We start from the raw sequence: 13,393 nt of genomic DNA, 5'->3' as shown, positions 1-13,393 counted from the left end.
CCGCGAGGAGATCCGGCCTCACGACCGCGACGCGGCCGCCGGGCTTTATGCGCCCCTCACCGTGTCGGCCCGCTCCGCCGTCGCCTCGGACAACCGGAACACCTTCGAATCGCGGACCGCGAAGCCCAGTCGTTCGTAGAGCCGGTTCGCCGCGACCCGTGACGGCCGCGACGTCAGGTCGACGGTCCGCGCGCCCGCCGCCCGAGCGATCCGCACCGCCTCGGTCGTCAATGCCGCGCCGACCCCGTGACCACGGGCGGCCTCGTCGACGACGACGTCCTCGATCCAGGCACGCAGCCCGGTCGGGATCGGAAAGGTGACCAATGTCAACGTGCCCATGATCCGGCCGTCGACCCTGGCCACCAGGATGTGGTTGCCGGGCCACTCGATCAGCCCGCGCAGTGCCGCCGCGTCGAGGACCCGTGCCGACCGGGACAGTTGGGGCAGGAGCCGGCCGAAGGATTCCAGCAGCTCATCGGTGACCGAACGGACGACCTCGATGACCACACTCACACCGCCGACCCTAACAATCGGATTTCCGGATCCCCTACTGTCGGCGGGTGCAACTAGTCGAGATACGTCGCTACCCGGTGAAATCCCTGCTCGGGGAGGTGGTCGAGGCTGCTGAGGCTGACTCCCGGGGGCTGGCCGGTGACCGTCTGTGGGCGGTCCGCGACGCTGACGGCAAGTTCGGCAGCGGCAAGAACACCCGGCGCTTCCGTCGCATGCCCGGCCTCTTCGACCTGCGAGCCCATACCGTCCCGCATGCTGCTTCGGCCGCACTCCCGCTGCCGGACGCCGTCCCGCCAGGCAGTTCGCTTGGGGTCCCGGCGGGCAGTTCGCTTGGGGTCCCGGCGGGCAATTCGCTCGCGGTCCCGGCGGGCAGTTCGCTTGGGGTCCCGGCGGGCAGTTCGCTCGCCGTCCCGTTGGTGGAGCTGCCGGACGGCCGTCGTTTCGCGGCCGACGATCCGGTCGGTCACCAGGCGATCAGCGACCACCTGGGCCGCCCGGTCACACTGGCCCCGGAGGCGACGGTCCTGCACCACGACGAAGGCCCGGTCAGCCTGATCACGACCGCAGCCCTGCGCGCCTTGACCGGTCTGGCCGGCCCCGAGTCGAACGGCGCCCCGGTCGACCCGCTGCGTTTCCGGGCCAACCTGCTGCTCGACGTGCCGGGTGTCGGCTTTCCGGAGGACGACTGGACCGGCCGCCGCCTGCGGATCGGCCCCGGCGTGGTGCTGCGAGTGGTCCGCCCGCTGACCCGCTGCGCGATGATCGACATGGCTCAGGAGCAGGCCCCGGAACGCCGAGACCTACTGAAGGCTCTGGCCGAACACAACGACATGACCTTCGGCGTTTTCGCCACCGTCGAGCAGCCGGGCCACCTGACTGTCGGCGACACCACCGCCTGGATCTGAAGCCAGGTGGTGCGGTCACCTCCGGCCCGCCCGGGAACGGAACAAGACCTCCTCGGTGGTCAACGGGCTTCTCGGATGATGGCTGAGGCACAACGGAGTACGCGCTCTCCGGGCGCTTCGCCTCGCTGGCGAAGGGGACTCGCCGGCGAAGAAGGACTCGCCGGACCGTCTGAAGCGCGAGCTGAATCCGTCTGAAGCGCGAGCCGAGTCGGTCTGAAGCGCGAGCCGAGTCGGTCTGAAGCGCGAGCCGAGTCGGTCTGAAGCGCGAGCCGAGTCGTTCTGAAGCGCGAGCTGAATCCGTCTGAAGCGCGAGCCGAAGCCGTGGTCGGACGCAAGGCTGAGGAGACGGTGGACGAGGTTCGCTACGAGTTCGCCGGTTGAGGTCCGTCAGCCTCAACCGGCCTGCCCTCAACTCGCCGCTTTGTTGTATGGGGTGGTGCTGGTCAGTACGGCGAAGCCGAGGCGCTCCAGGATCGGGCGGCTCTGGGATGAGGCGTCCACCTGCAAATATTCGTAGCCTAGGGCGGCGGCTATCCGGGCTCGTTCGGCCACCAGGGCGCGGTAGATGCCGCGGCCCCGCCACGCCGGTGCGGTGCCTCCGCCCCACAGTCCGGCGAAGGCGGTGCCCTCGTTGACATCCATGCGGGCGCCGGACACCGGGGTGTCGCCGGCCATCGCCACGAACAGGTAGGCGTTGTCCGGGTCGTTGGCCAACTGGTCGAGCAGGCGGTGGCGGAGCCAGTCGGCGTTCTCGCCGAACGCCTGCTCGCTCGCGGTCACCATCAGCTCGACGCCGGCCGGGGTGGTGACCCGGTCGATGCGGACCTCCGGCGGGAGGGTGACGTCCAGCGACAGATCGCTGATCGCGGCGATCATCAGCGTCTCCTCGTCGTCGGGCACGAAACCGGCCGCGGTCAGCCGGGTGGCCAGGTCGGCGGGCCGGTCGTAGCCGTAGAGCTTCCATTCGAAGGGGAAACCCAGTTCGGCGAACCGGCGCACCGAACCGGCGATGGCCTCGTCGGCGGTGGTCTCGTCCAGGTCCGACCAGACGACGGCGTTCCAGGCATCCGGGGCGGTGCCGATGTGCCGGAGGACCGGGCCGTCCCGTTCGATCCGGGACCCGTCGCCCTCGGCCCGCATCTCGCGTCGCATCTGGCGGTCGAACAGTTCCAGCACCTTTTGATGATCCACGCGCTCACCCCAGCATCCGCACCCCGCCCGGGCAACGCATTTTCGCCGTGGGCCCAGAGCGCGCGGCGTGCTGACCGGCGGTGGGGCCACCCGTCTCGACGACGTCACCCGGCGGGCGCTCCGGGACGTCGTGTCGACGTTTCCGTTCGAGGCCGAGGAGCACACGGGTGGGGCCGCCGGCCACTGCTCGGGGTGGTGGTGGCCTTCGGTGACGGCGGCCGGATCGTCGAAATCTGGACCATCGCATCAGCCCGGCGGACGCGTTTCGGTCCGGGGCCGCCGCGGGCCTCGCGTGGCGCCGGCGGGACCGGGTGGATTCGGCGGGCGCTGTGGCCGTACCGAATCAGCGTCTTGGTCCGTGAATTTCGCGGTGTAACCGTTCCATCCGGACGTCGAGACGCGCGGCATCCTCCGCCGCCGCGGTCAGTTCGTCGCGCAGACGCGGCGGTACGACGTCCGGGTCGTGCTTGTAGTAGATCTTGTGTTCGAGGCTTGCCCAGAAGTCCATGGCGACCGTGCGCAGTTGCACCTCGACCGGCACGGCGACCACCCGGTCGGACATGAAGACCGGGATCTCGACGATCAGGTGCAGGCTGCGGTAGCCGTTGGCCTTCGGCTTGGCGATGTAGTCCTTGGTGACGACCAGGTTGACGTCGGGCTGGCGGGTCAACATGTTCGCGACCGTGTAGACGTCGGAGACGAAACTGCACACGATCCGGATGCCGGCGATGTCACGGATCCGGGAGCGCAGGTCGTCGAAGTGCAGCGGGCAGTTGAGGCGGCGCGCCTTCGCGGTGATGCTGGCCGGTGACTTGAGACGCGGGCTGACGTGCTCGATCGGGTTGCCGGAGCCGCGGTGGGTGAGTTCCTCGGCCAGGATCGTGATCTTCGTGTTGATCTCGGCCAGCCCGAACTTGTAGACCATGAGGAAATGGTTGAGGTCGGTCCACTGGTCGTGCCAGGCCTCGGGGTGGCCCCGGCGAGCCAGCTGGCCGGGCTGGTCGGTCGTCACGTCGCGCTTCTCCACGGATATCCGTCTATCGTCGGCGGCTGGCCGACTTCGCCTTGTACATGGCGGCGTCGGCCTCCCGCAGCAGCAGGTCGGGGTCGGACAACCCGTCACCGGAGACCGCCGACCCGATGCTCAGCCCCACCTCGACGACGTGCCCGTCGATCGAATACGGCTCGGTCACCGCGGCCTCGATCCCGGCGCGGACCGCACTGTCCCCGCCCGGCCCGGAGACGTCGTCGATCAGCACGACGAACTCGTCCCCGCCCAGCCGGGCTACCGTATCGGTGCGCCGCAAGAGCCCGGTCAGCCGCCTCGCCACCTGAATCAGCAGCTGGTCACCGGCCGCGTGCCCGAGACTGTCGTTCACCGCCTTGAACCCGTCGAGATCCATCAGCAGGATCGCGAACCGGTAGCCGGGCTCGCGCGCCGCCCGCAGACCCGCGTGGGCGAGCCGGTCCTCCAGGAGCAGCCGGTTCGGCAGGCCGGTCAGATGGTCGCGCATCGCCGCCGTACGCAGCCGTTCCTCGACCACCCGGTAATCGAGGGCCTTTGCCAGCAGCGAACCCGAGTGGTTCATCATCTCCCGGCCCGGTGGGGTCGTCGACTGGATTCGGCCGACCGCTGCCAGCATCCCCCAGTCCCGCAGGCGGCTGCGTACCGGCACCGTGAACACGATGTCCCCGCCCGGACCGTCGGCCCGATCGAACAGCTCGACCGGCGGAAATTCATCCACCGGGAGGACCTTCCCGTCCGCCGCCGGGCACCGGAAGGTCCCGACCGTCTCCAGCTTCTCCGGCTCGTCCGGATGCCACATTCCCAGGCAGCCGGCCCGCGCCGTCGTCCGGTCCAGCCAGTCCAGGTGCGCCGGGTCGCCACCCTGTTCGGCCAGCAGGGCGACACCGAGCTCGTACTGGACGTTCAGCGTGTCCTGCAAGTAGCGGACCTGCCGGAACAGCTCCCGGGTGTGCGCCTCCGACACCGGCAGGCCGTCCGAGGCGCAGCCGCACGACTGCCGCGGCTCGAACACCGTCGGCACCTGCCGCCGCTGCGGCGGCAGGGTCATCAGGTCGTAGACGGCCGCGCCGAGAGCATCGAGCGGCTGCCGCACACTCGACAGCGCCGGGCGCAGGTAGGCGGCGTCGGCGATGTCGTCGAAACCGACGACCGCCAGATCCCGCGGCAGTTCGTACCCGGCGGCGGTCAGCCGCTCGATCAGGCCGAGCGCGTTACGGTCCGTGCCCAGTACGATCGCGGTCACCGGCATACCCGCCCGGATCAGCGCGTCCGCCACCGACTCGCCGCCGGACTCGTGGTTGTCGCCCGAGTCGAACACCAGCGGATCCAGGCCCCGGCCGGCCAGCCCCTCGATGTACCCGGCGAGACGCTCACGCAGGTCGAAATGCACCATGTAGCCGGCAAAGGCGATCCGTTCATGACCGTGTTCGATCAGGTGGATGACGGCGTCGCGGACGCCGCTGCGGTTGTCGGCGGCCACCACCGACATGCCCTCGCCCGACGTCTCCGCGGCGACCAGCACCACCGGCAGCCCCGCTCGGCCGGCCGCCTCCGCATAGTCCGGGCCCACCGCACCCGGCAGTACCGCCAGCCCGGACAGATGCCGCCACGCCACTGGCAGGTGGAATTCCGGCAGGCCACTGCGATCTGCACTGTGCGAACCGGGGTCCAGCGTCTGCACGGCCATCACCCGATCCCCGCCGGCGACGGCCGCGGCGTTGATCCCCTCGATGATCGCCCCGTAGTAGTCCCCTCCGACGAACGGCGACAGGATCCCGAACGTGCGCCCACTCACACCGGTCATGATCTCGCAAATCGGCCGCGCTCATGCCCGGACCCGCTGTCCGAAATCGGTCGGTCCGCCATTTATTTGGTACGGACCGTCCCATGGGCTACGACGCGAGGCGGCCACGGGGGCGCGACCGCCGTCGTGGTCGGCGGCGTAGCCGTACCACATCGGGGGTCAGCGGAGGCCCAGCGCGGAAAGGGCGGACCGGATCGCGGCGCCGGTGGGGCGGAGGATCTCGTCGCGTAGCCAGCGGCCCGTGGGGGCCAGGAGGTGGCGCCACACCGCGCCGAAGGTGTAATGCCAGGTCACGGCGATCGCGATGCCGATCGGGCGGAGCAAGAAGCGGTAGATCTGGCGGAACAGCCAGGTCGTGCCCTGCCAGCCGAGACGCAGGAACCAGACGATCCCGCGCAGGAACCAGGCGATCGCGCGGCCGATCGGGGCCAGGACCCACGTCACGAACGGGCGCAGGACCCAGCGGTAGAAGAGGGCGGCGCCGGGGACCACGGCGTTCTCCCAGAGCCACATCAGGGGCACGCCGACCAGCATCACCGGGATGGCCAGCACCCAGCCGAGCACCGTGACCAGCGCCTTCCCCAGCCAGCGGGCCGGAGGGAGCAGCACCGTGCGCCACAACCAGGTGAACGGGACCACGATCAGCCAGTGGCCGAGCCACGTCGCGGGGATGACGACCGCGTGGTGCCACAGCCAGGCCAGCGGCACGATCAGACAGCGGTGCAGGAAGCGGCCGATCGCCTCGAAGGCCATGCCCAGCAGGCGGAACGGCAGCACCACGACGACCGCTATCGCCCGGATCGGCCACAGCAGCCAGGCGGGGGCGGAGTCGTCGGCTCTGGGCATCGGCCCACCGTAGCGGACAGTGTCGAGACCGGAGGTCCCTAAGATCATCGATCGTGACCAGCGTTGTCAGGATCGAGGAACATGCGGCCGCCGCGTGGCCGTCCACCCACGCCGAGCAGGGCGGAGGCTGGCTGCTGCGGCACACGCCGGGTGTCGGGAAACGCCGCAACAACTCGGCGCTGCCGATCGGGCCGGTCACGTCGGCCGGCGTCGCCGAGGCGTTCTACTCCGCACGCGACCTTCCGGTGATCGTGCAGGTCAGCCCGGCCGGGGAACACGCCGCGCTGGACACCGAACTGGCCGGGCGCGGCTATCGCCACGACGCGCCGACCCTGGTCCTGACCGCCCCGGTCGCCGCCGTGGCCGCCCCGGAACCGGATGTCACGATCGTTCCGGAGCTGACGCCGCAGTGGCGGGCGGCCTACGGCAACGATGCCGTCAGCGAGCATGTCCTCGCGAGGATCACCGCGGCCACCGGATACGCGTCGGTCCTGGTCGGCGGGCAGGTCGCCGCACTCGGGCTGTTCGTGGCGGGGGACGGGCTCAGCGGGGTGTTCTGCATGGCGACCGCACCGGAGCACCGCCGGAAGGGCCTCGCGGCGGCGATCCTCCGGGCCGGCGCGGTGTGGTCGGCGGAACAGGACGCCGAGATGCTTTACCTCCAGGTCGAGGAGGACAATGATGCGGCCCGGAGGCTGTACGGGAAGACCGGCTTCACCTTCTCGCACAGCTACCATTACCGGGTCCGATGACGGAGGAGTCGACATGATCGAGGCGGGGATGCTCGGTCGGCTTCGGCCGGGTGACCATGCGTGTGTCGTCGTCGACGATGACGACACACGGTTGCGCAGCCTCGCCACCTACATCGACGCGGGCCTCCGAGACGGCGACCGGATCCTCTATTTCGGACCCGGGCCGCAGCACCTCGCCGACGAACTGGGCGTGCACGACGCCGTCGACCGGGGCCAGCTCGTGATGGCGACGCCTGAGGACTCCTATCTCGCGTCCGGCCGGTTCGACCCGGAGGCCACGATGGCCGGGTGGCGCACCGAGGCCGCACAGGCCCGCGCCGACGGATTCCGTGGGCTGCGCGCGATCGGTGACATGTCGTGGGCGGTGGCCGGCCCGGTTCCCGGCGCCGACCGCCTGGCCTGGTATGAGGCGAACGTCAACCGGGTCTTCGCCGAGCGGCAGTCGATGGCGATCTGCCTCTACGACCGGCGGCTGTTCTCGCCGGCCGAACTCCAGCGGGTCACCTGGGCGCATCCGGCCGCCGTCGACCGTGGCACCGGCCCCGACGACGAGCCCGCCCTCCGGTTCGCCCGGACCGGCGACCCGCCCGGCATCCGCCTCCACGGCGAGGCCGACCTGTCGAACCGGCAGGCGCTGCGGGCCGTGCTCGAGCGCCTCACCGACGACGTCGCGGCCGACGAGATCACCGTGGACGTGTCGGACCTGCGGTTCGCCGATGCCGCCACCGTGCGGATCCTGCTGGAGGTCGCGGTCGCCGGCGCACCCCGACTCCACGTCGTCGGCTGCTCGCCCGGGCTGCGGCGGCTGCTCGTGTTCAACGGTGCCCAGGCGGTCTGCGACCGGTGAGCTTCGACCATCCGGGGCTGCTCTACCAGGGCGCCGACGACTATCTGCGGGCCACGACCGGGTTCGTCCACGGCGCGGTCGCGGCCGGCGACGCGGTGCTCGTCGCTGTGCCCGGGACCAACCTGTCGACCCTGCGGGAGGCGCTGTCCGGCCTCGACGGGGCGGTGTCCTACGCGGACATGGCCGACGCCGGGCGCAACCCGGGCCGGATCATCCCCGGACTGCTGCTCGCGTTCGCCGACGCCCATCCGGGGCGGCGGGTCTCGATCGTGGGCGAGCCGGACTGGCCCGGGCGGTCCGCTGTCGAACGACCCGCCTGCGTGCAGCACGAGGCACTGGTCAACGTGGTGTTCGCGGGGCGGGACGTGACGTTGCTCTGCCCGTACGACACCGGCGCCCTCGACGCCTCCGACGCCTGGCTCACCCATCCCGTGGTGATCGTCGACGGGCAGCGGCGGGCGAACCCGGCCTACGGCGATCCGGTCGCCGTCGCCGAACGGTTCAACCGGCGGCTGTCGGCCGCGCCCGACGATGCGGACCGGGTGGCCTATGCGGTGCCCGGCGATCTCAGCCGGGTCCGGCGGTTCGCCACGGCGCGGGCGGTCGCGGGCGGGCTCGCGGCGGACCGGACCGAGGACCTGGTCACGGCGGTCAACGAGCTCGCCGAGAACACGATGGTCCACACCTCCGGCGGTGGGAGCCTCACCTCCTGGGTGGAGGACGGGCGGCTGGTGTGCGAGATCAGCGATCGCGGGTTCATCGCCGAGCCGCTGGCCGGACGGATCCCGGCGGACCCGCGGGTGCCCGGTGGGCGAGGGCTGCTGCTCGCCCACCATCTGTGCGATCTGGTGCGGGTCCACACACGGCCCGGGGCGACGACGATCCGTCTCTACATGGGTCTCTGATGCCGTTTCTGCTGGTGGACCTGGACAACACGCTCATCGACCGGGACGCGGCGTTCCGCGCGGCTCGTCGACGGCTCACCGCCCTGAACCTCCTGTCATAGCCAGATCGTCGCCAGCCATGCGGTGACAGCACTCGCCACCAGCAGCCCGATGTTGAGCCCGATCACCTTCACCTCACCGCGCGTCACGTGCACGACGATCCCGCCGACCTGCACGACCGTCAGCCCGATCGCCGCGGCCGGCGCCAGCCCCGGCGCGATCCCGGTCAGCGGCGGCAGAATCAGCCCGGCCGCCCCGGCCAGTTCCAGCCCGCCGATCACCCGGACCAGCCCCATCGGCGTCCTATCGACCCAGCCCATCATCGGCAGCAGCCGCTCCCGGCTCTGGGTGACCTTCTTCCCACCGGCGTACCCGTAGAAGACCGCGAGCAGGACAGCGAGCACCCCATAGGCGACATGCATGAGAAAGGCCCTTCGACAAGGAGGGTTACCAGAGGTAAGTGACCACATGATGCGGTACTTTCGGGACCCTTACAAAAGGCACAGACATGTGCCTGACGCACAGGGAGCTGTCACCGGTGGACTACGAACACACCTGCATGATCCGCGGCGACGGCGGCCGGGCACTCCGCGCCATCCTCGACCAGATCTGCAACAAGTGGACGCTGCTGATCGTCGCCACCCTCGACCAGGGCACACTCCGCTTCACCGAACTGCACCACCAGGTCCCCGGCATCTCCCAGCGCATGCTGACGCTCACGCTGCGCAACCTTGAACGCGACGGCCTCATCACCCGGACCGTCCACGCCGAGGTGCCACCGCGCGTCGAGTACGCCCTCACCCCGACCGGCAAAAGCCTCATCGCACCCGCTCTCGCCCTGGCGGGCTGGGCGATCACCCACGCACCAGGCATCGAGGCAAGCCGGGAAGCTTACGCAATCCGTCACTGACGGTCATTACCTTGGGGGTACGGCCACAACTCCCACAACCGCACGCCACGCCGCTCTCCGCCTTCGGCGGCTGCCGCTCTCCGGCCCCCGCACCCGAGATGCCGTTCCTTCCTGCCCGACGCTGTCGCCCTCCGGTGTGCCGCTGCTCAGGGGGCGTACAGGCAGAAGGGGTGACCGGCCGGATCCAGCAGCACCCGCACGTTCTCCTGCGGCTGGTGAGCGGGCAACTCCGCGCCCAGATCCACGGCACGGGCGACAGCGGCCGCCAGGTCGGTGACCTCGAAATCCAGGTGGAGCATCATCTGCTGCCGGCCGCCCTCCGCCGGCCAGGCCGGGCGCACATAGTCCGGATTGTGCTGAACGGCGAGGTAGGCCACCCCGTCCCCGGCGTCGAGCACGATGTTGCCGGGTTCGCGCCGCCAGATCGACCAGCCCCGCAACTCGACATAGAACCGGGCCAGCACCTCCACGTCCGGCGCGTCGATCACCACGCCCCACCAGTCGGAACGCGCCCACCGATCGGTCTCCGGCATCGGGTTCACCGCGACCGGTCGGCGAGGATCTGCTCGCGAAGGATCTCGGCGTGCCCGCAGTGCTGGGCGATCTCACGCAGAAAATGCAGGTAGATCCATCGCAGGGGCACCGGCCCGCGCCGGTTGCCGGTCACGACATCGTCCAGTCCGAGCGGCGCCACAGCGGCCCGCGACGCTGCACAGGCCTCCCGATAGGCGGACCGGACACTGTCGATGGTGTCCGACCCGTCGAGAACGAACGACTCATCCGCGGTGTCGGGAATCCCGATCTCGCTGCGCGGCCGCCCAGTGATCGCCTCGTCGAACCACACCTGCTCCACGAACGTGACGTGCTTGACCAGCCCGAGCAGCGTGGTCCGGGACGGCACGAGCCGCCGCCGGGCCTGCTCCTCGGTCAGCCCGTCCAGGCATTCGTGGAGCGCAGCCCGATGATCGTCAAGAAACGACTCCCACTGAACCCGAAGCGGCTGATCGATCACATCGTCTACAGACACCGCCACAGCCTGCCACGCGAACCCGCTCCGGCACCGCAACCCCTCCGATCGATCTTCGGAGCCAGGCCGCTTCACCGTCGACGGCCCCTCCTCACCGGGCGCACCGCAAAGCGAGTGGGGCCGGCGAATGACCGGCCGGACGCGGCGCGGCCCTCAGGGTGGGACAGGTATGCCGGCGGCCCGGCCCTCAGGGGAGAAACATGCCGGCGGCCCGGCCCTCAGGGGACAAGCATGCCGGCGGCGCGGCTCTCAAGGTGGGACAGGCATGTCGGCGGCCCAGGTGAGCAGCCGGTTCAGCTGGGGGTCGGCGTCGGCGGTAGTCGTCTCGGCGGGGCCGTTCACCACCTCGCCACCGGTACCGTCGATGGTGATCAGGGTGCCCTCGGGGAGTGGGCCGACCGGCGTGTGGACACAACCGGAGGCCGGATCGGCGGTGAGGGTGGCCGCGCCGACCACCGCCGGTTTGCCCATCGAACGGGCCACGACGGCGGCATGGCTGGTCGGGCCGCCGACCGTCGTGACGATCCCGGCCGCGGCGGCCAGACCGTGCATGTCGAGCGGTGAAGTCTGCGGCCGGACCAGAACGACCGGTCCGGCGGCGGCCATCCGGGCGGCCCGGTCGGCGGTGAGCGCCACCCGGCCGGTCGCCACACCGGGGCTCGCTCCGACACCCCGGGCGAGGATGTCCGATCCGGGCCTGATCCGCGGGGTACGCGCCGCCCGCAACTGCCGCGACGTCACCCGCCGCACGGCCGTCGCCCGATCGATGATCCCCTCGTCGGCCAGATCGACCGCGACCCGCACCGCCGCCCGCCCAGCCAGTCCACCCGGCCGCACCTGAAGGAACCACAGCCGCCCGGACTCGAACGTGAACTCGACATGACACACATCCCGGAAATGTCGTTCGGCCCGGTCGAGCCCGTCGAGCAGTGCGGCCCACACGGACGGTTCGCGACCGGCGAGTTCACCGAGTGGCCGGGTGGCCGTGCGGCCGGAGACGACGTCATCGCCCTGATGACCGAAGAGCACATCACCGTAGGGGACCCTGACGCCGGTGCTGGGATCCCGGCTGAACGCGACCCCGCTGCCACTGCGCCCGTCACGATCACCGAACACCATCGCCTGCACGACGACGGCGGTCCCCAGATCATGGGGGATGTCGTGCAACTCCCGGTAGGTCGTGGCCCGGGGCGTGTGCCACGACGCGAACACCGCCTCGACGGACTGCCTCAGCCGCCGGCCGGCCTCGGCGGGGGTCGGCCCGCCCACGTTGAGAAAGGTGGCCATCATGCCCGGCATCGACACGGCCGCCCCGGACCGCACCGACACCAGCAATGGTCGTTCCACCCCGCCGAACACCAGCCCGGTCGCGGCCTCCAACTCGCCCATCGCGTCACCGAGCGACTCGCCGAGCCCATCCGGCCACCGCCCGTCCCGCAGGAACTCACGGCAGGCCATCGTGGACACGACGAACCCGGGCGGCACAGACAGGCCGAGCCCCATCAAGGTGACCAGCCCGGCCCCTTTCCCACCGATCACCAGCGCGGGTGCGGAGATCCCACCGGGCACGGCCGGGGAGAGGGTCTCACCGCGTGCGCCCGGGGAGAGGGTCTCGCCGCGTGCGCCCGGGGACAGGGTCTCACCGCGTGCGCCCGGGGAGAGGGTCTCACCGGGCACGGCCGGGGAGAGAGTCTCACCGGCTGCGGCCGGGGAGAGGCCGTGGATGTATCTCATCGTGGGATCCCCAGTGTGACCAGCAGATCCTCGTGCAGTTGGAACCAGACGCTGTGATACGAGGTGGTGGTGTCGGCCAGATGCTCCAGCTTGCCCGCCCGAGCCAGATCGAGCGCCGCCGTCAGCCTGCCCCGATATCCGCCGAAGCGGGGAAGCGCCGTGCCGAGCGCCTCGCACACGGCTGCCGCCCGCCGGTCGAGGTCGACGAAACGGGCCAGCACCCGGGCGTCGTAGGCGGGATCGGTGTGATCGTTGACCTCGGCCACGCCGTCCCACGGCCGCATGTGCCACGCCGTGCACAGGTCGAGCAGCTCCGGGTTGAGGACCAGGAACTCCTCGAACGCCCCGGCCACCGCGGGTCGCGCTCCGGCGGCGTCCAGCTCGGCGGCGACCAGCCGGGCATCCTCGGCCTTGCCGGCCTCGGTCAGACCCCAACCGCCGAACGCCCCGGAGGTACGGGTGACAAGCCCCTCAACCGCAAGGTCGATGAGCCGTGACTCGGTCTCGGACGGTGTCAGCCCGCCGGCGGCCGCCACCCGGTCCAGGTCGGTGAAGCCGAGACACCGCAGTGTGTGCAGCACTGGAAGATCAGTCACGACGACTCCGTCTCATCGGTGGGCAGCGCGATCGCAACGGCATGCCCGGCACCCCGCCCCCAGGCCCGCGCAACGATCCGCCCGCCCCGGATCCGGACCGCGACCTCGGTGTCGTCCCCGATCGGAAACCCAGGACGAGCGGCCGGCGGTCCGCCCGGCGGTGGGATCGCGGTGGGGGCGGCTGTGGTGGAGGGGGAGGTGGGGGCGGTGGCGGAGGGCGGTCCGCCTGGCGGTGGGATCGCGGTGGGGGCGGCTGTGGTGGAGGGGGAGGTGGGGGCGGTGGCGGAGGGCGGTCCG

15 protein-coding genes are annotated in these 13,393 nt (G+C 70.8%); 5 read left to right on the top strand and 10 right to left on the bottom strand.

Annotated elements, in window-relative coordinates; genetic code table 11:
- Positions 1-45 precede the first annotated feature (45 nt).
- The gene (locus ACFO0C_RS47165; protein WP_378073433.1) at positions 46-513 is read right to left on the bottom strand and encodes a GNAT family N-acetyltransferase; all 468 of its coding nucleotides are present in this window, start codon (positions 511-513) and stop codon (positions 46-48) included.
- Positions 514-560: 47 nt separating this feature from the next.
- Between ACFO0C_RS47165 and ACFO0C_RS47160 the strand changes: the two genes are divergently transcribed.
- Entirely contained in the window at positions 561-1,418 is an 858-nt protein-coding gene (locus ACFO0C_RS47160) for an MOSC domain-containing protein (RefSeq protein ID WP_378073432.1), read from the top strand.
- A 408-nt stretch (positions 1,419-1,826) separates the two neighbouring features.
- On the opposite strand, the gene ACFO0C_RS47155 is transcribed toward ACFO0C_RS47160, so the two are convergent.
- From ACFO0C_RS47155 to ACFO0C_RS47140, 4 genes are all read right to left on the bottom strand, one after another.
- Positions 1,827-2,609, bottom strand: a complete 783-nt coding sequence (locus ACFO0C_RS47155; protein WP_378073431.1) for a GNAT family N-acetyltransferase — start codon at positions 2,607-2,609, stop codon at positions 1,827-1,829.
- A gap of 343 nt (positions 2,610-2,952) precedes the next feature.
- Complete coding sequence (locus ACFO0C_RS47150; protein WP_378073430.1) at positions 2,953-3,621, bottom strand: GTP pyrophosphokinase; 669 nt, start codon at positions 3,619-3,621, stop codon at positions 2,953-2,955.
- Positions 3,622-3,646: 25 nt separating this feature from the next.
- The gene (locus tag ACFO0C_RS47145) at positions 3,647-5,431 is read right to left on the bottom strand and encodes a diguanylate cyclase domain-containing protein (RefSeq protein WP_378073429.1); all 1,785 of its coding nucleotides are present in this window, start codon (positions 5,429-5,431) and stop codon (positions 3,647-3,649) included.
- Positions 5,432-5,599: 168 nt separating this feature from the next.
- On the bottom strand, positions 5,600-6,286 hold the full coding sequence (locus ACFO0C_RS47140; RefSeq protein WP_378073428.1) for a hypothetical protein: 687 nt from the start codon (positions 6,284-6,286) through the stop codon (positions 5,600-5,602).
- A 53-nt stretch (positions 6,287-6,339) separates the two neighbouring features.
- Between ACFO0C_RS47140 and ACFO0C_RS47135 the strand changes: the two genes are divergently transcribed.
- The 3 genes from ACFO0C_RS47135 to ACFO0C_RS47125 are packed head-to-tail and all read left to right on the top strand — an operon-like array spanning position 6,340 to position 8,790.
- Positions 6,340-7,038, top strand: a complete 699-nt coding sequence (locus tag ACFO0C_RS47135; protein ID WP_378073427.1) for a GNAT family N-acetyltransferase — start codon at positions 6,340-6,342, stop codon at positions 7,036-7,038.
- Between the two features lie 13 nt (positions 7,039-7,051).
- Positions 7,052-7,885 (top strand): MEDS domain-containing protein, encoded by an 834-nt coding sequence (locus ACFO0C_RS47130; protein ID WP_378073426.1) that lies wholly within the window; start codon positions 7,052-7,054, stop codon positions 7,883-7,885.
- Positions 7,882-8,790, top strand: a complete 909-nt coding sequence (locus tag ACFO0C_RS47125) for an anti-sigma factor RsbA family regulatory protein (protein ID WP_378073425.1) — start codon at positions 7,882-7,884, stop codon at positions 8,788-8,790. The genes ACFO0C_RS47130 and ACFO0C_RS47125 overlap by 4 nt, the downstream gene beginning before the upstream one ends.
- A gap of 95 nt (positions 8,791-8,885) precedes the next feature.
- Here ACFO0C_RS47125 and ACFO0C_RS47120 read toward each other — a convergent pair whose 3' ends face one another.
- The gene (locus tag ACFO0C_RS47120; protein ID WP_378073424.1) at positions 8,886-9,251 is read right to left on the bottom strand and encodes a DoxX family protein; all 366 of its coding nucleotides are present in this window, start codon (positions 9,249-9,251) and stop codon (positions 8,886-8,888) included.
- A gap of 116 nt (positions 9,252-9,367) precedes the next feature.
- Between ACFO0C_RS47120 and ACFO0C_RS47115 the strand changes: the two genes are divergently transcribed.
- Positions 9,368-9,739: a winged helix-turn-helix transcriptional regulator gene (locus tag ACFO0C_RS47115; RefSeq protein WP_378073423.1), complete on the top strand. Its 372-nt coding sequence runs from the start codon at positions 9,368-9,370 to the stop codon at positions 9,737-9,739.
- Between the two features lie 146 nt (positions 9,740-9,885).
- On the opposite strand, the gene ACFO0C_RS47110 is transcribed toward ACFO0C_RS47115, so the two are convergent.
- The 4 genes from ACFO0C_RS47110 to ACFO0C_RS47095 form a co-directional block, all read right to left on the bottom strand.
- Positions 9,886-10,272, bottom strand: coding sequence for a VOC family protein (locus ACFO0C_RS47110; RefSeq protein ID WP_378073422.1), 387 nt, complete (start codon positions 10,270-10,272; stop codon positions 9,886-9,888).
- Positions 10,273-10,277: 5 nt separating this feature from the next.
- Complete coding sequence (locus ACFO0C_RS47105) at positions 10,278-10,766, bottom strand: DinB family protein (RefSeq protein ID WP_378073421.1); 489 nt, start codon at positions 10,764-10,766, stop codon at positions 10,278-10,280.
- A 249-nt stretch (positions 10,767-11,015) separates the two neighbouring features.
- Positions 11,016-12,500, bottom strand: coding sequence for a PEP/pyruvate-binding domain-containing protein (locus ACFO0C_RS47100; protein WP_378073420.1), 1,485 nt, complete (start codon positions 12,498-12,500; stop codon positions 11,016-11,018).
- Positions 12,497-13,096 (bottom strand): transcriptional regulator, encoded by a 600-nt coding sequence (locus ACFO0C_RS47095; protein ID WP_378073419.1) that lies wholly within the window; start codon positions 13,094-13,096, stop codon positions 12,497-12,499. Before ACFO0C_RS47095 ends, ACFO0C_RS47100 begins: the two co-directional genes overlap by 4 nt.
- Positions 13,097-13,393: the final 297 nt, after the last annotated feature.

Origin of the sequence: Actinoplanes subglobosus (genome assembly GCF_042650585.1) — a bacterium.
Classification (GTDB): Bacteria; Actinomycetota; Actinomycetes; order Mycobacteriales; family Micromonosporaceae; genus Actinoplanes; species Actinoplanes subglobosus.
The sequence above is the reverse complement of the archived record's forward strand: the minus strand, read 5'-3'. Positions and strand labels throughout refer to the sequence as shown.